The sequence below is a fragment of the Streptomyces sp. NPDC048297 genome (assembly GCF_043201585.1).
GTDB lineage: Bacteria > Actinomycetota > Actinomycetes > Streptomycetales > Streptomycetaceae > Streptomyces.
Window position 1 is genome coordinate 15,682 of the sequence record NZ_JBICZA010000025.1, and the last position, 19,590, is coordinate 35,271.

The following is a 19,590-nucleotide window of genomic DNA, read 5'->3' on the forward strand; positions in this document are numbered from 1 at the left end:
CGGGCGGTGACTGGTGATACGAGACCAAGAAGAGACCATGAAACAGCAGGGCGTGCACCCCGAGGACGCGGAGGGCACCCCTGGCGCGGCCACGCGCCCAGGCACCGCCCCCACGGGCGCGGACGAATCGGACACAGGTACCGAAGCCGGCACCGGCACGGAGACCGGCAGCACCGGCGCCCGCGGCAAGGACGAGGACGAGGGTGCACGACAGCCGGACACGCGCACGCGTGACGGCGAAAACGGCGACGCGACCGGCGGCGACAAGCCTGGCGGCAAGACCGGCACTGACGACCACGGCAACGCGACCCGCAGCGACGAACGCGGCGACGCGACCAGCAGCAACAAGCCTGGCGGCAAGACCGGCACTGACGACCACGGCAACGCGACCCGCAGCGACGAACGCGGCGACGCGACCAGCAGCAACAAGCCTGGCGGCAAGACCGGCACTGACGACCACGGCAACGCGACCCGCAGCGACGAACGCGGCGACGCGACCAGCAGCAACAAGCCTGGCGGCCAGGACGCGCACCTCCCCGGCCCCGCCCCCGCCGCGCCGCCGCCCCCCTGCGACGACGATCTCCACCCGGACGAGGTCGAGGGCGACGAGCCCCTGCTGCCCGCGCGCGTGCACCGCCCCTCCGACCTCGTGCGGCTCCTGGTGGGCGTGCTCGCCATCGCCGTCCTGCTGGCGATCGCGGCGTTCGCGCACGGCACCACCTCGGGCCTGGAACAGGACATCAACAAGGGCACCGGCCAGGCCCCGGACCTGCTGATCAAGATCGCGGCACTCGGGTCGAGCATCGCGATCCTCCTGGTGCCGGTCGCCTTCGCGATCGAGCGGCTGATCAAACGGGACGGGCTGCGGATCGCCGACGGCGTCCTGGCGGCCGTCCTCGCGCACGGAGTGACACTCGCCACCGACCTGTGGGTGGCCCGCGCCGCCCCCCACTCCATCCAGGAGGCGCTCACCCAGCCCTCACCGGGCGACCTGAACGCCCTGACCGACCCGGTGCACGGCTATCTCGCGCCCGTCATCGCCTACATGACGGCCGTCGGCATGTCCCGCAGACCCCGCTGGCGGGCCGTGCTGTGGATCGTGCTGCTGCTCGACGCGTTCTCCATGCTGGTCACCGGCTACACGACCCCCTTCTCGATCATCCTGACGGTACTGATCGGCTGGACCATCGCCTACGGCACGCTGTACGCGGTCGGCTCGCCCAACGTCCGGCCCACCGGGCGGACCCTGATGGCGGGGCTCCGGCACGTCGGGTTCCACCCGGTCGCCGCGGCCCGCGAGGAGATCCCCGACACGGAGAACGGCGACCGGGGGCGGCGGTACTTCGTCACCCTGGAGGACGGGCCTCCGCTGGACGTCACGGTCGTCGACCGGGAGCAGCAGGCCCAGGGCTTCTTCTACCGGGCCTGGCGCAACCTGACCCTGCGCGGCTTCGCCACCCGCTCCAGCCTGCAGTCGCTGCGGCAGGCGCTGGAGCAGGAGGCGCTGCTGGCGTACGCGGCGATCGCGGCCGGCGCCAACGCGCCCAAGCTGATCGCCACCTCCGAACTCGGCCCGGACGCGGTGATACTCGTCTACGAGCACACGGGCGGGCGCACGCTGGACTCCCTGGCCGACGAGGAGATCACCGACGAGCTGCTGCGCGCCACCTGGCACCAGGTGCGGGCCCTGCAGTCCCGGCGCATCGCGCACCGCAGGCTCGCGGGTGACGCCGTACTGGTGGATCGTTCCGGCAAGGTGATCCTCACGGAGCTGCGCGGCGGCGAGATCGCGGCCGGCGACCTGCTGCTGCGCATGGACGTGGCACAGCTGCTCACCACGCTCGGTCTGCGGGTGGGGGCCGAGCGGGCGGTCGCCTCGGCGGTCGGCGTGCTCGGCCCCGACGCGGTCGCCGACTGCCTGCCGATGCTGCAGCCCATCGCGCTGACGCGCTCCACGCGCGCGACGCTGCGCCGGCTGGCCCGGGAACGGGCCCACCGCGAGCGCGAGGCGGTGCTTGAGGCGTCCCGGCAGGCCAAGCTGGCCCGGCAGGAGGCCTCCGAGACGACCGGGGTCGTGCTGGAGAAGCCCGGCAAGAAGGCGGTCCGCGCCGAGCAGAAGGCGGAGCAGCGGGCCGAGAAGCGGGCCATCGACGAAGCGCTGGACGAGGCCCGCGAGGAGGATCTGCTCACCCAGATCCGGCACCAGGTGCTGCGGATCAGGCCCCAGGCCCCCGTGGAGCCGGCCCGTCTGGAGCGGGTGCGGCCCCGCACCCTGATCAGCTTCATCGCCGGTGCGATCGGTGCGTACTTCCTGCTGACCCAGCTCACCCACATCGAGTTCGGCCCGCTGGTCGCCAACGCGCAGTGGGGCTGGGTGCTCGCCGCGGTGCTGTTCTCGGCGCTCAGTTACGTGGCCGCCGCCATGGCGCTGCTGGGGTTCGTACCGGAGCGGGTGCCGTTCCTGCGCACGGTGGCGGCCCAGGTCGCCGGGTCCTTCGTGAAGATCGTCGCGCCGCCGGCCGTCGGCGGCGTGGCCCTGAACACGCGCTTCCTGCAGCGCCAGGGCGTGCGCCCGGGGCTCGCGGTGGCGAGCGTGGGCGCCTCGCAGCTGTTCGGGCTCGGCTGCCACATCCTGATGCTGCTGTCGTTCGGCTATCTGACCGGCACCGAGAAGACGCCGTCACTGTCGCCGTCCCGGACGGTCATCGCGGGTCTGCTGACGGTGGCGGTGCTGGTGCTCGTGGTGACCTCGGTGCCGTTCCTGCGGAAGTTCGTCGTCACGCGCGTGCGGTCGTTGTTCGCGGGTGTCGTGCCGCGCATGCTCGACGTGCTCCAGCGACCGCAGAAGCTCGTGACCGGCATCGGCGGCATGCTCCTGCTGACCGCCTGCTTCGTGATGTGCCTGGACGCCTCGATCCGCGCGTTCGGCAACGGCCAGACCTCGCTGAGCATCGCCAGCGTCGCCGTCGTCTTCCTCGCCGGAAACGCGCTCGGCTCCGCGGCGCCGACCCCGGGTGGTGTGGGCGCGGTCGAGGCGACCCTCACGGTGGGTCTGATCGCCGTCGGCCTCCCCAAGGAGGTCGCCGCCCCGGCCGTCCTGCTGTTCCGGCTGCTGACCCTGTGGCTGCCAGTGCTGCCGGGGTGGCTGGCCTTCAACCACCTCAGCCGCAAGGGAGCCTTGTAGGAACACCCGGGGCACCCCGGCGCCCCGGCACTCCAGCGGCTCTGTGGCCCGGCGGCCCGGCGGCCCTGCGACCCCACGCCCCGACGGCCCTGCCCACCCCCGGACACCCGCCGACCTGGCGGAACGTACCTCGTACGGCTCGTGTCCCGCGCGCCCCCGCCCCCGCGCCCGCAGGATGGGTACATGGCGAACCCTTCCCGGCTGTGTGCCGCCGCCCTGACCACCAGTGCCGCGCTGCTGGCCACCTTGCTGGCCGGATGCAACGGCGGTTCCGGCGACGGGGAGGAGGACGGGGGCGGGGATCTGACGGCACAGAAACTGGACTGGACGGACTGCCCGGCGCCGTCCGAGGCACAGGGCGGCGGCAGCGCCCCGTCCCCGCTGCCGAAGGGTGCCACGTGGCAGTGCGCCACCATGAAGGCGCCGCTGGACTGGGACAGGCCGACGGGCGACACCATCGACATCGCTCTGATCCGCGCCCGGACCAGCGGGCCCGCGAGCAAGCGGATCGGCTCGCTCGTGTTCAACTTCGGCGGGCCCGGCGGCAGCGGCGTCACCACGCTGCCCGCCTTCGGCGAGGACTACGCCGCCCTGCGCACCCGCTACGACCTGGTCAGCTTCGACCCGCGCGGAGTCGGCCGCAGCGCGCCCGTGAAGTGCCTGGACGACGCCCAGCTCGACGACTACTTCCAGCAGGACGCGACCCCCGACGACAGCGCCGAGCGGACCGAGCTGGTGAACCGCACCAAGCAGTTCAACAACGCCTGCGAGGACAACTCCAAGAAGATCCTGCCGCATGTCCGCACCACCGACGCGGCCCGCGACATGGACCTGATGCGCCAGGTCCTGGGCGATGCCAAGCTGCACTACTTCGGCATCTCGTACGGCACCGAACTCGGCGGCGTCTACGCCCACCTGTTCCCGGGGCACGTCGGCCGGGCCGTCTTCGACGGGGTGGTCGACCCCACCCAGAACCCCGAGCAGAGCGCCCTCGGCCAGGCGAAGGGCTTCCAGCTCGCGCTGGACAACTTCGCCGAGGACTGCACGTCCAAGACCACCGAGTGCCCGATCGGCGACACCCCGCAGGACGTGAAGGACCGTATCGCCAAACTGCTGGCGGACCTGGAGAAGAAGCCGATCCCCGGCATCTCCCCGCGCGAGCTGACCCAGACCGCCGCTACCAACGGCATCGCCCAGTCCCTGTACTCGAAGGACTTCTGGGATTACCTCACCGAGGGCCTGGAGGAGGCATACGACGGTGACGGCAAGATCCTGATGCTGCTGTCCGACTCGCTGAACGGCCGCAACGAGAACGGCGAGTACAGCAACCTCACCGCGGCCAACGTCGCCATCAACTGCGCCGACGAGAAGCCCCGCTACAGCGCGGACTTCGTGCAGCAGCGGGTCCCCGAGTTCCGCGCCGCCTCACCGCTGTTCGGCGACTTCCTGGCCTGGGGCATGATCAGCTGCACGAACTGGGCGGTACCGGGCGCCGCCGAGCATCCCGTGGTCAGCGCCCCCGGTGCGGCGCCGATCCTCGTCGTCGGCAACACCGGCGACCCGGCGACCCCGTACCAGGGCGCCCAGCGGATGGCGGAGGCCCTCGGCAAGGGCGTCGGTGTCCAGCTGACGTACAAGGGCCAGGGGCACGGCGCGTACGACAGCAAGAACAAGTGCGTGCAGGGCGCGGTGAACAGCTATCTGCTGGACGGGAAGGTGCCGAAGGCGGGCACGGTCTGTTCCTGAGCGCACGGCAGGTCTCACACCCGGCAGCAGGTCCCGCACACGACAGGTCCCGTACACGGCAGGTCCCGTACACGGCAGGTCCCGTACACGGCAGGTCCCGTACACAGCGGAGCCCACGGCTCCGAATCACTCGGAACCGTGGGCCTCTTCGCTCGTGCAGGTCGGCCGGTCAGCCAGCCGGTCGGCGGCCAGTCAGCCAGTCGGCGGCCAGTCGGCCGGCGGGCCGTCAGTAGACCGGCTTCTCCGGCTCGATCTGGTTGACCCAGCCGATGACGCCGCCACCGACGTGGACCGCGTCGGCGAAGCCCGCGGACTTCAGGACGGCGAGGACTTCCGCACTGCGGACACCCGTCTTGCAGTGCAGGACGATCTTCTTGTCCTGCGGCAGGCCCTCCAGGGCGGTGCCCATGAGGAACTCGTTCTTCGGGATCAGCTTGGCGCCCGGGATGGAGACGATCTCGTACTCGTTCGGCTCGCGGACGTCGATGATCTCGATGTTCTCGCCGTCGTCGATCCACTCCTTGAGCTGCTTGGGAGTGATCGTGGAGCCGAGCGCCGCCTCCTGGGCCTCCTCGGACACGACGCCGCAGAAGGCCTCGTAGTCGATGAGTTCCGTGACGGTCGGGTTCTCGCCGCAGACCGCGCAGTTCGGGTCCTTGCGGACCTTGACCTGGCGGTACGTCATCTCCAGGGCGTCATAGATCATCAGGCGGCCGACGAGGGGCTCGCCGATGCCCGCGAGGAGCTTGATGGCCTCGTTGACCTGGATGGAGCCGATGGACGCGCACAGCACGCCGAGGACGCCGCCCTCGGCGCAGGAGGGGACCATGCCGGGGGGCGGGGGCTCCGGGTAGAGGCAGCGGTAGCAGGGGCCGTGCTCGGACCAGAAGACGGAGGCCTGACCGTCGAAGCGGTAGATCGAACCCCACACGTACGGCTTGTTGAGGAGCACGCACGCGTCGTTGACCAGGTACCGGGTCGCGAAGTTGTCGGTGCCGTCGACGATCAGGTCGTACTGGCTGAAGATGTCCATCACGTTCTCGGCTTCGAGCCGCTCTTCGTGAAGGACCACGTTCACGTACGGGTTGATGCCCTTGACGCTGTCTCGGGCGGACTCGGCCTTGGAGCGGCCGATGTCGGACTGGCTGTGGATGATCTGGCGCTGCAGGTTCGACTCGTCGACCTCGTCGAACTCCACGATGCCGAGGGTGCCCACACCCGCGGCGGCCAGGTACATCAGTGCCGGGGAGCCCAGGCCGCCGGCGCCCACACAGAGCACCTTGGCGTTCTTCAGCCGCTTCTGCCCGTCCATCCCGACGTCGGGGATGATCAGGTGGCGGGAGTACCTGCGGACCTCGTCTACGGTGAGCTCAGCAGCTGGCTCGACCAGGGGTGGCAGCGACACGGGGACTCCGTTGGTCGGTCGATCACTACGGTTGTTCTTCTCGTAACACTGCCACGGCCTTCTTCATTCCGAGACACCTGTTCCGACCCGCGAGACGATTTCGTCCCAGTAGCCGGGCATGGTCTCCCAGGGGTCGACGCGACCACCCCGGTCGGTGTGGTCGGTGAAGTAGATCGTCGAGGCGCCCTGCCAGCGCGCGATGCGCAGCGCCTCCTCCAGATGACCGCGGGGAACACCGTGCACGAAGTGGCAGAAACGGTCGGGCGGATGGTCCGCGGTCCACTCGGCGACCTGCGACCAGCGGTAGTCGGCCCAGGAGCCGCTGAAGGTCACCAACTGGTCCGCGTTCTCCGCGTACCCGGGGTGCGGGTGGGTGCCGTGGCCGAGGACGATGTGGGCAGTGTCACTGATCGCCCGCAGGGCGGTGATCGCGCGGCGGACCTCGGGGAGCGCGGTCCGCCCGGTGGGACAGCGGTCCAGCAGGAAGCCGTCGACGCGGTACCAGTCGAGGTGGCGGTGGGCGTCGGCGAGCAGGTCGGCGGCGGGCCGGTCACCGTGGGCGAGGTCCAGTCGGCCGAGGACGCGGACGCCCTGCTCGCGCAGCCGCCCGCCGGCCTCCAGGCAGTGCGGGTCGGGACGGGTGCCGGGCCCGCCGGCGGCGACGTTCAGGACCACCCAGTCCAGCGGGGTGCCCGGCCGGGCGAGTGCGGCCCACTGGTCCGGGGAGACCAGCGGGTGGGCGTAGCCGGGGACGCCGAGGGCGGTCCGGACGGAGGTGCTCGTGCCGCTCGCCGCGATGCTGGTCAGATACGGCATGCCGCCTCCATCCAGATGTCGGCCAGGGATTCCTCGAGGTTGATGCGGGGCCGCCAGCCGAGCCGGTCGCGGGCGGTGCGCACGTCGGCCTGCTGCCAGCTGCCGCAGCCGTCCGGGTACGGGTAGGCGACCGGGGCCGCGTGGTCGGGGTCCACCCGGGGGCCCCCGAGGGTGCCGCGCAGCGGGCCGGGAGAGGCGTCGAGTTCGTGCAGGGCGCCGCCGTATCCGGCGACCCGGGCGAGGACGGCGGCGGCGTCGCGCAGGCGGACCGCGCGACCGGAGCCGATGTTGATGACGCCCTGCGCGGCGGACAGCGAGGCGGCGTGCACGGCGCGGGCGACGTCGCGGACGTCGATGAAGTCGCGCTGGACGCCGAGTCCGGCGAGCTTGAGTTCCCCGTCGCCCGACTGCATGGCGCGGCGCATGGCCTCGGCGAGCCGGCCGAGCGGGGAGCCGGCCGGGGTGCCGGGTCCGGCGGGCGAGAAGACGCGCAGGACGACGGCGTCGAGGCCGGAGCCGAGGACCAGTTCGGTGGCGGCGAGCTTGCTGACGCCGTAGGGGCCGCCGGGGCGGGGTACGGCGTCCTCGGCCGTGGAGGACCCGGGCTGGCTGGGGCCGTACTCGGAGCCGCAGCCGATCTGCACGAGGCGGGCACCGCAGCCGCTGCGCCGCAGGGCCTCGCAGACGGTGGCGACGGCGACGGTGTTGTGCCGGGTGAGTTCGCGGGCGCCGCCCCGGGTGGCGCCCGCGCAGTTGATGACGACGCCGGGGTGGACCGCGTCCAGGAAGCGGGTGAGTGCTCCGGGGCTGCCGCTGGCGAGGTCGAAGCGGACGTCGGCGTCGTCGCCGCGACCGAGCGCGGTGAGCTGGACGGCCGGGTCGGCGAGGAGGCGGTCGGCGACGAAGCGGCCGATGTATCCGTTGGCTCCGATCAGCAGGACTCTCATCGGGTGGCTCCCGGGGTGTGCGCGCCGGCGGAACGGGCCGTGGCGAAGGCTCCGGTGGCCCCGGACGCTCCGGCGGTTCCGGTGGCCCCGGCGGCTTCGGCGGCTCCGGGTCGGGAGGTGGTCATCTGGTCTTCTCCTTCAAGAGGGTGGTGCGGTTGCCTCGGGCGCTGGGCCGGGTCCCGGCCCAGCGGCGATGGACCGGGGTGCCGACGGCCGCTTGGCTGCGTCACGCGTGCGGGGCGGACGCCGGGTGGGGCTACGAGTACGGGGCGGACGCCCGGTGGGATCACGCGCGCGTGGGGGACGGCCGGTGTGGCCACGCGGGGGCGGTGGGTGGTGGGCTCTGATGAGGGTGGGGGTGGGCGTGGTGGCGGAAGGTTCACTCGGGGGCTCCCGCGGGCGCGTGCGCCGAGGCCCGGGTGAGGGTGCGCAGGGCGTGGACCAGCAGGGTCAGGGCTGCCGTGCCGCAGGCGAGGGCCGGGACGGCGGCGACACCCCAGGTGTCCACGAGGGCCTGGACGGGGGCGGCCAGGAAGTGGCAGCCGGGCAGCCTGCCGGACAGGAGCAGTGCGGGCGCCGCCAGTTCGAGCGCGCCCGCCGCGCCGAGCACGAGGGCGGGGGCGTGGCGGTGGTGGTGTACGACGAGCAGACGGGCGAGCAGGAGGAGGGCGCCGAGGGTGAGTGCCTGCGCGTAGCCCGCGTCTTCGTGGAGCGCGGCGGCGCACAGGGCGAGCAGGGCCGCGAGGGCGCCGAGGAACAGGGCGAACGTGCCGAGCAGCAACGGCCGGGCGGCGGCGCTGAAGTCCCCCAGGCCGCGGCTGCCTGCGAGCCTACGGCGGGCGCCGGCCGCGAGGAGGTGGGCGCACCAGGCGGCGGGGGCGCAGGCCAGGGTGAGGGCCAGGACGGGTGCGGTGGTCATCGGCCAGGGTCCGTCGGGGGCGCCGTCGGGCAGAGCGTCGGGGCCGGCGGACACGATGGCGCCGAGGAGTCCGTCGCCGAGGAGGGCGTACGCGAGCAGCCAGAGCGTCCACGCGCGTGTGCCGGGTTCCGCGGACCGGGGCGCCGCGCCCGGCCGGACCGCGAGGGGCCCGTGACGCAGGGCCGTCCGCACGGCCAGGGCGACGGCGAGCAGTCCGCCGAGGCCCACGAGCAGCCGGGCCTGGCCGTGGGTGAGGCGCAGCCCCGTCACGGCGACCGTGGCGAGCACGCCGGGCAGGAGGGTGAGCAGGACCCAGACGGCGCGGACACGGGGTCCGGGTTCGGATTCGGATTCGGATTCGGACTCGGCCCGGGTGTGCGGTTCCCCGTCGCGGGGCACGCGCGCGTACAGCTCCTCCGCGAGCGAGAAGACGTCACGGTGCCGGAACCGCGCGGCCGTCCGGTCGGTGACCCCGTGCGCCTCAAGACCGGCGGCGATCTCCAGCGGGTCCACCGCCCGCTCGCACAACTCACGGTGCTGGTGCAGCAGGCCTTTCACCGGGTCCGCGACACCTCGCCGCGGGGCGGTTCTCCGATTTCTGCCACCGTCGGAGCCGGCCTCGGACCGTACGGACACGGACACCGAGCCGCCGTCCGAGCCCTGGGGACGACGTTCGGCATGATGACGACGTTCGGCATGACGACGTTCAGCGCTACGGCCTCTGCCACCGTCGGAGTCGGTCTCGGACCGCGTCGACGCCACGGGATCCGGACCCCAGGACGCCCCCGCCGAAGCCACCTCCAGCCACTCCCCCGACTGCGCGTCCCACGCCTCCGCCGCGCTCGGCATCCCGGGAAGGTCCCGTTCGCCCGCCGCGAAGGAACCGTTCTTCGACGGGAGTTCACACGGGAGTTCACCCGGGCCGTCCACCGCGTCCCCGTCCATCGCGTCCCCGTCCACCGCGTCCCCGTCCATCGCGTCCCCGTTCACAGCGCGCCCTCCGAAGCGGCCAGCGGTTTCGCGCGGACCGGGCTGCCGGCGGCCCAGCCGGGCGCGCCGCGGGTCAGGACGCGTGCCGTGGGGCCGGTCCAGCGGCCGGGGACGTGGGCCTCGGCGGGGGTGGCGAAGGGCAGGGGCTCGCCCTCCGCGTCGAGGACGACGCGGCGCACCGGGCAGTGCGAGACGATCTCCAGGTAAATGCCGTGAAATGCCTCGATGTTCTGCTCGACGGTGAACAGTTCGAGCGCGCGGGCGCGCGCCGCGGCCCCGAGCCGCTCACGGCGCGCGGGATCGCGCAGCAGCGCCACGCACGCCTCGGCGAGCGCCCGCGGATTGCGCGGCGGTACGACGAGCCCCGTGCCGCCGATGACCTCGACCACCGCGCCGACGTCCGTGGAGACGGTCGCACGGCCGCAGAACATGGCCTCGACCAGGCTGACCGGGAAGCCCTCGACGACGCTGGAGAGGACGACGACCGCGCCGGCGGCGTACGCGTCGGGCAGGGTCGGGGCCTCGGGGCAGCCGATCTCCTCGAAGGAGACGGGGTTGTCGCCGACCGCGTGCACGCCCTCCGCCTCGTCCGGGAAGAGCTGGGCGGCGAGCGCCCGGCAGTGCCCCAGGTAGGCCTCGCCCTCCGCGTCCACGGGCACGCCGACGATCCGCAGCCGGGCCTTGGTCTCCTCCTTGCGGATCTCGGCGAACGCGTGCAGGAGCGACACCAGGTCCTTCGCGGGTTCGACGCGCCCCACCCAGACGAGCGTGTCCGGGTCGGCACGGTCCGGGGACTCGCCGACCTCGGTGAAGCGGGAGGCGTCCATGCCGGGGTGGACCGTGCGGATCCGGGCGCGGTCGGCGCCGCAGTGCTCCTGCCAGCGGCGGGCGTGCGCGTTGCCCGGGGTGAGGATCTCGGCCCTGCGGTAGATCTCGGCGGCCAGCCGGCCGTGGAACGCGGCGAGCAGCGCGCGGACGGCGGGGGCGGCCGCGTCGGGGCCGAGGGCCAGGTAGTGCGAGCGCAGTTGCACGCCGTACTCGGTGACCAGCAGGGGCACGCCGGAGAAGTGCCGGGCGAGCAGTCCGGGCAGGGCCGCCGGGCCGCCGGCGGTGGCGTGGCAGAGGTCGGCCGCGCCGAGGCCCTCGTCGCCGTACCAGTCCAGGGAGACGGGGCGCAGGGCGCGTTCCAGTTGGGCGGTGACGGTCAGCAGGTCGGGGACGCGCGCCTCGCGCGCCGTGCGCGGCGCGCCGGGGGCGCGGCAGGCGCGTTCCAGGGCGCGCGCGGCGGCGTCCGAGCGGAGCGCCCCGACCAGTCCGCCCTCGTCGCGGGCGAGTTCGGCGAGGTCGTACAGCGCGCTGCCGAAACGGTCCGCCAGGTCGTCGGCGGAGGCCTGGGACCCGTCGGAGGAGGCGCCGCCGTCCGGTCCGGCACCGGCCGCCAGGCCCGCCCCTGCCGACCCCGCCGGCCCTGTCGTCCCCGCCCCAGCCGACCCTGCCGCTCCCGGCCCCGTGCCCGCGCACACCGCCGCGAGCAGTTCGCCGTAGCACTCGGCGAAGCGCCGGCGGGCACGCCGTCCGTGGGGCGCACGGTCGTCCCCGGCCGTCCACAGCGGAGCCGTACGCACGCGGCCGACCTGCGGCGGGAGTGGAACCCAGCCGCTGTCCTCCTGCTGCCGGCTGCGGCTGAGCGCGTAGACGTCGAACTCGTGCCGTCCGAGCCCGCGCACAAGCCGGTCGCACCAGAGTCCGGCGTCACCGCTCACATACGGATAGCCACCCTCTGTCAGCAATCCGATGCGCACGTGTACACCCCCGATCTCCCGTGAGGAGGAGCCGCCGTCCGTCCCGGCGGCTCACAGCGGGACGAACGTATGCGGACAAGGCGGTGGCGCGATGGACGGTTGTCCATCGCGCCACCAAAAGGGGTGAACGGTCGTAACTTTCGCGTGCGGGTCGCGTTCGACCGCGCTAAGAGATCACACAGTGATCGTGCGTACGCGAAACGTTACGCCTCCGCACGGGATCGGCCGCACGGCCGCACGGACCGCGCGGCGGCACGGACCGCGCGGCGCGATCACACCGCGGCTGCGGCGGGCTCGCGCCGGGCCTCGCGCCGGGCCTCGCGCCGGCGGGCCGCCAGCCGCGGATCCAGGGCGGGTACGGCGGCCAGGAGCTGCCGGGTGTACGGATCGCGCGGGGCGTCGTACACCTCGTCGGCGGGCCCGGACTCGACGATCCGTCCGCCGCGCATGACCGCGACCCGGTCGCTGACCTGGCGGACCACGGCGAGGTCGTGCGCGACGAACACGAGCGCGAGACCGAGTTCGCGCTGCAACTCGCCGAGCAGGGTGACGACCTGGGCCTGGGTCGTGACGTCGAGCGCGGAGACCGGCTCGTCGCAGACGATGACCCGCGGGTCGGCGGCGAGTGCCCGTGCGATGCCCACGCGCTGGCGCTGTCCGCCGCTGAACTCGTGCGGGTAGCGGTCGTAGTGCGCCGCGTCGAGGCCCACGCGTTCCAGCAGTTCCGTCACGCGCCCCCGGATGCGCCGCTCGGCACTCTCCCCCCGCTCCCCCCGCGCGCGCAGCGGGTCGGCGATGGACTCGCCCACGCTGCGGCGGGGGTTGAGGGAGGAGACGGGGTCCTGGAAGACCATCTGGACGGCCGGGTCCACCCCGGTGTGCGGGCGTCCGTCGTGGCGGATCGCGCCGGCGGTCGGTTCCAGCAGTCCCACGAGCATGCGGCCGAGTGTCGTCTTGCCGCTGCCGCTCTCCCCCACGATCCCCAGGGTCTCGCCCCGGCGGAGGGTCAGCGAGACGTCGTCCACGGCCGTGAAGGCCCGCCGGCCGCGCCCGAACACGCGCCGCAGACCGGTCGCCTCCAGCACGACGTCGCCGGACGCTTCTACCGACCCTTCCGGCTCGTCGGACTCCGCGGACTTCTCCGCGGACGCGGCGCGCGGGGTGTCCACGCGCGGGACGGCGCCGAGGAGTTCGCGGGTGTACGTCTGCTCGGGCGCCCCGAGGACATCGGCCACCGGGCCGTGTTCGACGGCCCGGCCGTACCGCATGACCAGCACGTCGTCGACGCTCTCGGCGGCGACGCCGACGTCGTGCGTGACGAGCAGCAGGCCCATGCCGGTCTCCTCGCGCAGCGTGTGCAGCAGATCGAGGATCTGGGCCTGCACGGTCACGTCGAGGGCGGTGGTGGGCTCGTCGGCGATCAGCAGCTCGGGCTCGCAGGCGAGGGCCATGGCGATGAGGGCGCGCTGACGCATGCCGCCGCTGAACTCGTGCGGGCGGGAACGGGACCGCCGTACGGCGTCCGGAATGCCCACCCGGTCCAGGACTTCGACGGCACGCGCGCGTGCCGCTCGCCGTGACGCGCGCGTGTGGACGCGGTACACCTCGGCGATCTGGTCGCCGATCGCGTAGTACGGGTCGAGCGAGGACAGCGGGTCCTGGAACACCATGGCGGCCTTGGCCCCGCGCAGCCGCCGCAGTTCCTCGTCCGAGGCCTGCCGCACGTCGGTGCCGGCGACCCGGACGGCGCCGCCGACCCGGGCTCCGGTGCCCCGGTGCAGGCCCAGCAGGGCGCCCGCGACCGTGGACTTGCCGGAGCCGGACTCGCCGACGAGGGCCAGCGCGGCCCCCTTCTCCAGGCTGAAGGAGAGTCCGTCCACGGCCCGCACGGGACCGAACGCGACGGTGAGGTCGGTGACGTCCACCAGGCTCATGCGAGTACCACCCGTCGGTCGGCCACCGCGTACAGGACGTCCGCGACGGCGTTGGCGATGACCACGAAGAAGCCGACGACCAGGACCATGCCGACGACCACGGGAAGGTCGACGACCTTCACCGCGTGCACCAGTTCCTGGCCGATGCCCGGCAGGCCGAACAGGGTCTCGGTGAGGACCGCGCCGCCGATGGCCGAGCCGACGTTGTTGGCGTTCAGCGCGATGACGGGCGCGAGCGCGCCGCGCAGGGCGTGCCGGCCGACGATCGCACGCTCGGAGACGCCGTACGCGCGGAAGGTGCGGATGTGGTCCTCGGCGAGCGTCTCCAGCATCGCCGCGCGGGTGAGCCGGGCGAACGCCGCCGCCTCGATCAGGGCGAGCGACAGCCAGGGCAGCAGCAGGTTCCACGCCCACTGTTCGGGGTCGTCGGCGAAGTCCACGTACTCCGGGAAAGGCAGCAGCTGGAGCTGGCCGCAGACGACGATCATCAGGACCAGACCCAGGACGAAGACGGGCGTGGCCCAGCCGGCGAGGGTGAGGACGGTCAGCACGCGTTCGGAGAGGCGACCTCGCCGCCACGCGGACAGCACGCCGGTGCCGACGCCGAGGACGAGCCAGAGCACCATCGCGCCGACGACGAGCGACAGGCTGACCGGCAGCTTGGTCAGGATGATGTCCAGGACCTGCTGGTCGCTCTGGTACGACAGCCCGAGGCAGGGCGCCGTGCAGTGCTGCACCGCGGTGCCCGTCGAGTAGTCCTGGCCGGCGAAGAGGCCCTCAAGGAAGTGCCAGTAGCGCAGGTAGAGCGGGTCGCCGAGCTTCAGCTGCGCGGCGACCTGGTGCACCTGTTCCGGGGAGCAGCGCGGACCGCAGGTGATCTGGGCGACGTTGCCGGGGGTGGCGTAGAAGACGACGTAGACGAGCACCGAGACGGCGAGCAGGGTGATCACCGCGCCGAGGGCACGGCGCAGCAGGAATCCGCCGAAGCCGCTCATGAGGTCTTCTCCTTGCCTGTGTCGCCCTCGTTGCCGGTGTCGTCCTCGGCGGCTGTATCGCTGTCGCTCTCGCTCCCGCGGCCCGTGCCGATGCGCAGGCGCGAGGCGGCCCGGGGGTCGAGGGCGGTGCGTACGCCGTCGCCGAGGGCGGTGAGGGCGAGGACGGTGACGAACAGGGCGCCGGCCGGCAGCAGCAGGTACTGGGGTGCCGCCTGGTACCAGATGTTCGCGGCGGTGAGCATCTGTCCCCAGGAGGGCGTCGGCGGCTTCACGCCGACGCCGAGGAAGGACAGGGCCGCCTCGGCGGAGATGTTCGTGGGCACGAGCAGCGCGGCGTAGGTGATGACGGGTGCGGCGAGACCGGGCAGCAGTTCGCGGCGGGCGATGTGCCAGGAGCCCCAGCCGCTGAGCCGCGCGGCAAAGACGTGGTCGAGGCCCTTGAGGGTGAGGGTCTGCACGCGCACGATCTTCGCGATGTTGCCCCAGGCGATCAGGCCGATGACCAGCGTGACCAGGACGGGCCGCGGGAAGCTCGCCGGGACGATCGCGAGCAGCGCCAACGACATGATCATCAGGGGCAGCGCGACGATGATGTCCGTGACGCGGCTGAGCAGTTGATCGACCCATCGGTTGCCGAGGGCGGAGGCCACGCCGACCACGACACCGATGGCGACCTGGATCAGGGTGGCCGCGAGGGCCACGCCCAGCGACACCCTCGCGCCGTACACCAGCCGTGCGAACAGGTCGCGGCCGGTCTGCGGTTCGACGCCCAGCCAGTGGTCGGCGCCGGCGCCGCCGAAGGGCCCGATGGGCACGCCACCGCGCGCGGAGTCGATCAGGGAGGGGTGGTAGGTGGTCGGGTCCTGGCCCTCGATCGCGGTGAGCAGCGGGGCGGCGAGCGCCACCAGGACGAGCACGGCGACGACGACGGCGGCGACCAGGGCGGCGCGCTGCGTCCGCAGCCGCCGCCAGAACTGACGGGCCCCCGAGGCCGCCGGGGCGGACGTGTCCGTCCCGGCGGCCTCGACGGCGACAAGTGCCTCGCTCACGGGGTCACTTCACCGCGACCTGGGAGATGTCCAGCACGCCGGTCCAGTCGCTGATGACGACGTTGCGGACGTCCTTGCCGTACAGGCGCTTGTAGACCGGGTGGAACAGCGGCACGACGAGGGCCTGTTCGCCGATCTTCTTGTCCAGCGCACCCCACCGCGCGGCGGCGGCGTCGAGGTCGGTCACCTTGTTGATCGCGTCGATCTCGTCGTTGACCGACGTGTCGTCGAGCTGGCCCGTGTTGAAGTTCGCGCCGTCCTTGACGATCTGCCGGCCGTCGAAGATCGGGGCGAGGAAGGGTCCGCCGGAGGGCCAGTCGGCACCCCAGTGGGCGAGGAAGAAGCCGGGCTCGGTGCCCACGGTCTGGATCTTGTCCGAGTAGTCGTTCTCCTCCAGGCCCTGCAACTTGACCGTGATGCCGGCCTTCTTGAGGGCGTCCTGGAGGGCGGTGGCGATCTCCGGGCTGGTCTCGAAGTCCTTGCTGTTGGAGTGGGTGAGGGTGACGGTGAGCCCGTTCCGGTAGCCCGCCTCCTTCAGCAGTTCCTTCGCCTTGGCCGCGTTGCCGGCCTTGCCCGCCGGGAAGAGGTCGTAGGGCGTGTAGCCGAAGGACTTCTGGTCGGGCAGGAAGGTGGTGGCGGGCTCGGCGAGCGCCGAACCGCCGGCCGCGTTGACGACGGAGGACCGGTCGACGGCGTACGAGATCGCCTGGCGCACCTTCGGGTCGTCGAACGGCTTCACCTTCGGGTTGAAGGCGATGTAGTTGGTGTAGCCGAAGTGGCCGGTGCCCACGCGCGCGGCGAGGTTCTTGTCGCCGGTGACCTTGGCGAGTTCGGCCGGGCCGAGGTTGGTGTCCGTGGTGACGGCGGCCGCGTCGGCGCCCTGGGAGGTGGACAGCCGCTGGTTGATCACGGACGAGTCGAGCCCGGAGCGTACGTCGATGGTGTCCGGGTACGCCTTGCGCTCGGCGTCGACGTCCGTGGACCAGTAGGTGTTGCGCTTGAGGACGAGGTGCTCGCCGTCGTTCTCGTTGCTGACGACCTTGTAGGGGCCGGACGAGACCGGGTGCTCCTCGTACTTCGTGCCCGTGTCCTTGCTCTTCGGGACCGGGGTGAACTGCGTCTGCGTGGCCAGGAAGGGGAACTCGCCCTCAGGCTTGTCCAGGTGGAAGACGATGGTCCGCTCGTCCGGCGTCTCGATCGCCGTCAGGCCCTTCTTGTCCTTGTAGGGGCCCTGGTAGTCGGCCGCGCCGACCAGCCAGTCCCGCAGGTAGGGCGCGCCGCCGGAGAGTTCGGGGGCGAAGGAGCGCTCGATGCCGTACTTGATGTCGGCCGAGGTGATCGGGGTGCCGTCCTCGTACGTGAGGCCCTTCTTCAGGGTGTACGTCCACACGGTCGCGTCCTTGTTGGGGCGTCCGGTGTCGGTCGCGAGGTCCGGGACGACCTTGGCGCCGGCCGCGCCGTTCTCGCGGTTGCGCGTGGTGAGGGTGCGGAAGACGAGCGAGGGGACGTTTCCGCCGCCGGAGGTGTAGAGGCGGGCGGGGTCGAAGTCCTGCTGCGGGTTGGCGTTCAGGACGGTGAGCGTGCCGCCCTTGTGCGGCGCGGAGTCGCCACCGGAGCCCTGGGCATCGCCGTCCTTCGGGCCGCAGGCGGCGACGCCCGCTGCCACGACCAGGCTGACGGATGCCGCGGCCAGACGGCGCGCTGTGACGGACGTTTGACGCATGGGAATGACGACCTCTCGGGGAGCCGATCGAGAAATTCTCGAAGGGTGAGACATGGAGACAAGGAGTGAGACATCTGGAGGCAGACGTCAGCCCTGGCGCCGGGTCATCGGGTCATCGGGTCGTCACATGGCCAGGTCGCCGGGAAGAGCACGGCAGGGCCACGGACGCGGAAATGAGAAAGAGTCGCGACGCGAACGCCAGGAAGGCGGCGTCAGCAACAGTGAATGTCGGCCACGCACAGTGCGGTCACGCCGATCAGCACCAGCTCGATGGCGGCGCGAGGAGTGACGACTGGACTGGACCACATGGGCAGAAATATGAACGAACATGCGACTCATGTCAATGTGACGTGAGCGGCACCGGTCAACTCGTGGGATAGGGCCAGGGGTTGGGCAGGCAGTGGATTCCGTCGTGGTCGAGGAACTTGGTCTGCTGCTGCATGACCGGCGCGAGTTCGCCGTCCCTCTGGCACGACACATGGCCGTGACCGAGACGGTGACCCACCTCGTGATTGATGAGCATCTGCCGGTATGCGTGAATTTTGTCCCCGTATGTCTTGCTGCCCTGGGCCCAGCGGTAGGCGTTGATCATCACGCGCTCGGTGGACGCCGAGTCGCAGGAGACGTTGTCCTGCGTGGTGTCCAGGCCCGACTTGGCACACCACTCGGCGGTGGTGCCGGGGCTGGCGAGTGTGATCACGAAGTCGGGCCTGGCGCTGTCGACGCGCTCGAAGGTGCGGGCGCCGCCGTGGGCCCAGCTGCGGGGGTCGTTGAGCGTCTTCTGCACGGCCTCGGCGAACAGCGCGCCGTCCAGGCCGAGGCCCTGCTCGACGTCGACACGGTAGGTGTACTTCCGGCCCGCGCCGGGCGCCTTGTCGAAGCCCGGTACGGCGGCGAACTTCCCCGAGGCGTGCAGCGTCGCGCCGAGCGGGTACTTCGTGTCCATCTTCTGCTCGTACGTCAGCGGGACGACGCTCGGCGCGGCGGACGGGGTCGGCTGCCCGTGGGTCAGGGCGCCGTGAGCCTGGTCGTCCGTGGCCGACTGCGACCGCGTGTCGTCGCCGACTCGGTCGTGCGCGACGTGCCCCGCGACGACCACCGCGAGCACCGTGGTCACCGCGGCCGCCGCGATCCCCGTGAACGCCCGCCCCTTGCCGCCACCGCGCTGCGCGGGCACCCGGATCCCGGACGCGTCGTGCCCGTCACCCCCGTCACCCTCGCCGCCTCCGTCGTCACCGGCGCCCGGGGCGGCCGGTTCGGCACCGCCGCCGAGCGGCTCCTCCGTGTCGACGGACCCGACCGGACCGACGGCACCGGTTCCGCGCCGGGGCGCGAAGACGTCGGCGTCCTCGTCGAACGCGTCGAGGTAGTCCTGCCGGGGACCGGCCCCGGATCCCCCGGGCCCGCCCTTGCGCTGCCGCGGCAACGCCGTCGCCGCCCCGGACCCGCCCGGCCCCTGCCGCACCCCCGCGACAGCCCCGGCACCACCGGCACCCCGCCCCGCGAACTCGCCCCAGCCACCGCCGCCTTCACGCTGCTCGGGATGCCCCCCACGAGCACCGTCCGGAACCCGTGGCACACCACGAGCGGGCGTGCCATCGGGAAGCCGAGGCACACCACGAGCGGGCGTGCCGTCGGGAAGCCGCGCAGTACCGTGCGCGGGGGTGCCGTCGGGCAACCGAGGCACACCACGAGCGGGCGTGCCATCGGCAAGCCGGGCCATACCGTGCGCGGGCGTACCGTCCGGAAGCCGAGGCACACCCCGAGCCGGCGTACCGTCCGGAAGTCGGGGGACCCCGTGTGCGGGGGTTCCCTCCATGCCCTGCGCGGCCGCCATGCCCTGCGCGGCCGGGACGGCCTGTCCGGGCCGCTGCGCCGCACCGCCGGGAGCCGCGCCGCCGGGGCCCGCGCCCATGGGTGCCTGCCGTTGTCCGGGCATGCCGGGCCCCCGGGTGTCACCGGGAGCCGGGGAAGCCGCGCCGGCGACCGCGCCTTGCCGGGCGGCGGCGCCGGTGGCGCCTATGCCGGCGTTCTCGTCCTTGGGCGCCGGTCCGCGGCGGCTGTGACGTCCCACCGCGCG

At 72.6% G+C, this 19,590-nt stretch carries 14 protein-coding genes; 2 read left to right on the top strand and 12 right to left on the bottom strand.

Annotated elements, in window-relative coordinates:
• Positions 1-37 precede the first annotated feature (37 nt).
• Both ACGFYV_RS25220 and ACGFYV_RS25225 read left to right on the top strand, forming a co-directional pair.
• The gene (locus ACGFYV_RS25220) at positions 38-3,184 is read left to right on the top strand and encodes a lysylphosphatidylglycerol synthase domain-containing protein (RefSeq protein WP_393880719.1); all 3,147 of its coding nucleotides are present in this window, start codon (positions 38-40) and stop codon (positions 3,182-3,184) included.
• 183 nt (positions 3,185-3,367) lie between these two features.
• Positions 3,368-4,930, top strand: coding sequence for an alpha/beta hydrolase (locus tag ACGFYV_RS25225; protein ID WP_393880720.1), 1,563 nt, complete (start codon positions 3,368-3,370; stop codon positions 4,928-4,930).
• Positions 4,931-5,156: 226 nt separating this feature from the next.
• Here the strand turns inward: ACGFYV_RS25225 and moeZ are convergent, their stop codons facing one another.
• The 12 genes from moeZ to ACGFYV_RS25285 all read right to left on the bottom strand — a co-directional run bounded on the left by moeZ (position 5,157) and on the right by ACGFYV_RS25285 (position 19,584).
• On the bottom strand, positions 5,157-6,335 hold the full coding sequence (gene moeZ / locus ACGFYV_RS25230; RefSeq protein ID WP_393880721.1) for an adenylyltransferase/sulfurtransferase MoeZ: 1,179 nt from the start codon (positions 6,333-6,335) through the stop codon (positions 5,157-5,159).
• Positions 6,336-6,398: 63 nt separating this feature from the next.
• Positions 6,399-7,151: a spherulation-specific family 4 protein gene (locus tag ACGFYV_RS25235; protein ID WP_393880722.1), complete on the bottom strand. Its 753-nt coding sequence runs from the start codon at positions 7,149-7,151 to the stop codon at positions 6,399-6,401.
• Positions 7,139-8,098, bottom strand: a complete 960-nt coding sequence (locus ACGFYV_RS25240) for an NAD-dependent epimerase/dehydratase family protein (RefSeq protein WP_393880723.1) — start codon at positions 8,096-8,098, stop codon at positions 7,139-7,141. Before ACGFYV_RS25240 ends, ACGFYV_RS25235 begins: the two co-directional genes overlap by 13 nt.
• The gene (locus ACGFYV_RS25245) at positions 8,095-8,223 is read right to left on the bottom strand and encodes a hypothetical protein (RefSeq protein ID WP_393880724.1); all 129 of its coding nucleotides are present in this window, start codon (positions 8,221-8,223) and stop codon (positions 8,095-8,097) included. The genes ACGFYV_RS25240 and ACGFYV_RS25245 overlap by 4 nt, the downstream gene beginning before the upstream one ends.
• A 254-nt stretch (positions 8,224-8,477) precedes the next feature.
• Positions 8,478-9,866 carry a hypothetical protein gene (locus ACGFYV_RS25250; protein WP_393880814.1) on the bottom strand — a complete coding sequence of 463 codons (1,389 nt, stop codon included), beginning with the start codon at positions 9,864-9,866 and terminating at the stop codon, positions 8,478-8,480.
• Positions 9,867-10,003: 137 nt separating this feature from the next.
• Positions 10,004-11,809, bottom strand: a complete 1,806-nt coding sequence (locus ACGFYV_RS25255) for a DUF3492 domain-containing protein (RefSeq protein WP_393880725.1) — start codon at positions 11,807-11,809, stop codon at positions 10,004-10,006.
• Between the two features lie 272 nt (positions 11,810-12,081).
• Positions 12,082-13,743: a dipeptide ABC transporter ATP-binding protein gene (locus tag ACGFYV_RS25260; protein ID WP_393880726.1), complete on the bottom strand. Its 1,662-nt coding sequence runs from the start codon at positions 13,741-13,743 to the stop codon at positions 12,082-12,084.
• The gene (locus ACGFYV_RS25265; RefSeq protein WP_393880727.1) at positions 13,740-14,738 is read right to left on the bottom strand and encodes an ABC transporter permease; all 999 of its coding nucleotides are present in this window, start codon (positions 14,736-14,738) and stop codon (positions 13,740-13,742) included. The genes ACGFYV_RS25260 and ACGFYV_RS25265 overlap by 4 nt, the downstream gene beginning before the upstream one ends.
• On the bottom strand, positions 14,735-15,787 hold the full coding sequence (locus tag ACGFYV_RS25270) for an ABC transporter permease (RefSeq protein WP_393880728.1): 1,053 nt from the start codon (positions 15,785-15,787) through the stop codon (positions 14,735-14,737). The genes ACGFYV_RS25265 and ACGFYV_RS25270 overlap by 4 nt, the downstream gene beginning before the upstream one ends.
• Before the next feature lie 4 nt (positions 15,788-15,791).
• A complete protein-coding gene (locus ACGFYV_RS25275) occupies positions 15,792-17,510 on the bottom strand; it encodes an ABC transporter substrate-binding protein (RefSeq protein WP_393880729.1) in 1,719 nt (572 codons plus the stop codon).
• A gap of 212 nt (positions 17,511-17,722) precedes the next feature.
• Entirely contained in the window at positions 17,723-17,818 is a 96-nt protein-coding gene (locus tag ACGFYV_RS25280; RefSeq protein ID WP_393880730.1) for an Ms4533A family Cys-rich leader peptide, read from the bottom strand.
• Between the two features lie 56 nt (positions 17,819-17,874).
• Entirely contained in the window at positions 17,875-19,584 is a 1,710-nt protein-coding gene (locus ACGFYV_RS25285; protein WP_393880731.1) for a DUF3152 domain-containing protein, read from the bottom strand.
• Between the last annotated feature and the right edge of the window lie 6 nt (positions 19,585-19,590).

What these genes read in the sequence shown, in the direction of transcription:
- ACGFYV_RS25240 (WP_393880723.1), bottom strand. Translation starts at nt 8,098, where the DNA reads ATGAGAGTCCTGCTGATCGGAGCCAACGGATACATCGGCCGCTTCGTC.
- ACGFYV_RS25250 (WP_393880814.1), bottom strand. Translation starts at nt 9,866, where the DNA reads ATGCCGAGCGCGGCGGAGGCGTGGGACGCGCAGTCGGGGGAGTGGCTG.
- ACGFYV_RS25245 (WP_393880724.1), bottom strand. Translation starts at nt 8,223, where the DNA reads ATGACCACCTCCCGACCCGGAGCCGCCGAAGCCGCCGGGGCCACCGGA.
- ACGFYV_RS25235 (WP_393880722.1), bottom strand. Translation starts at nt 7,151, where the DNA reads ATGCCGTATCTGACCAGCATCGCGGCGAGCGGCACGAGCACCTCCGTC.
- ACGFYV_RS25265 (WP_393880727.1), bottom strand. Translation starts at nt 14,738, where the DNA reads ATGAGCGGCTTCGGCGGATTCCTGCTGCGCCGTGCCCTCGGCGCGGTG.
- ACGFYV_RS25220 (WP_393880719.1), top strand. Translation starts at nt 38, where the DNA reads ATGAAACAGCAGGGCGTGCACCCCGAGGACGCGGAGGGCACCCCTGGC.
- ACGFYV_RS25275 (WP_393880729.1), bottom strand. Translation starts at nt 17,510, where the DNA reads ATGCGTCAAACGTCCGTCACAGCGCGCCGTCTGGCCGCGGCATCCGTC.
- ACGFYV_RS25280 (WP_393880730.1), bottom strand. Translation starts at nt 17,818, where the DNA reads ATGTGGTCCAGTCCAGTCGTCACTCCTCGCGCCGCCATCGAGCTGGTG.
- ACGFYV_RS25225 (WP_393880720.1), top strand. Translation starts at nt 3,368, where the DNA reads ATGGCGAACCCTTCCCGGCTGTGTGCCGCCGCCCTGACCACCAGTGCC.
- ACGFYV_RS25260 (WP_393880726.1), bottom strand. Translation starts at nt 13,743, where the DNA reads ATGAGCCTGGTGGACGTCACCGACCTCACCGTCGCGTTCGGTCCCGTG.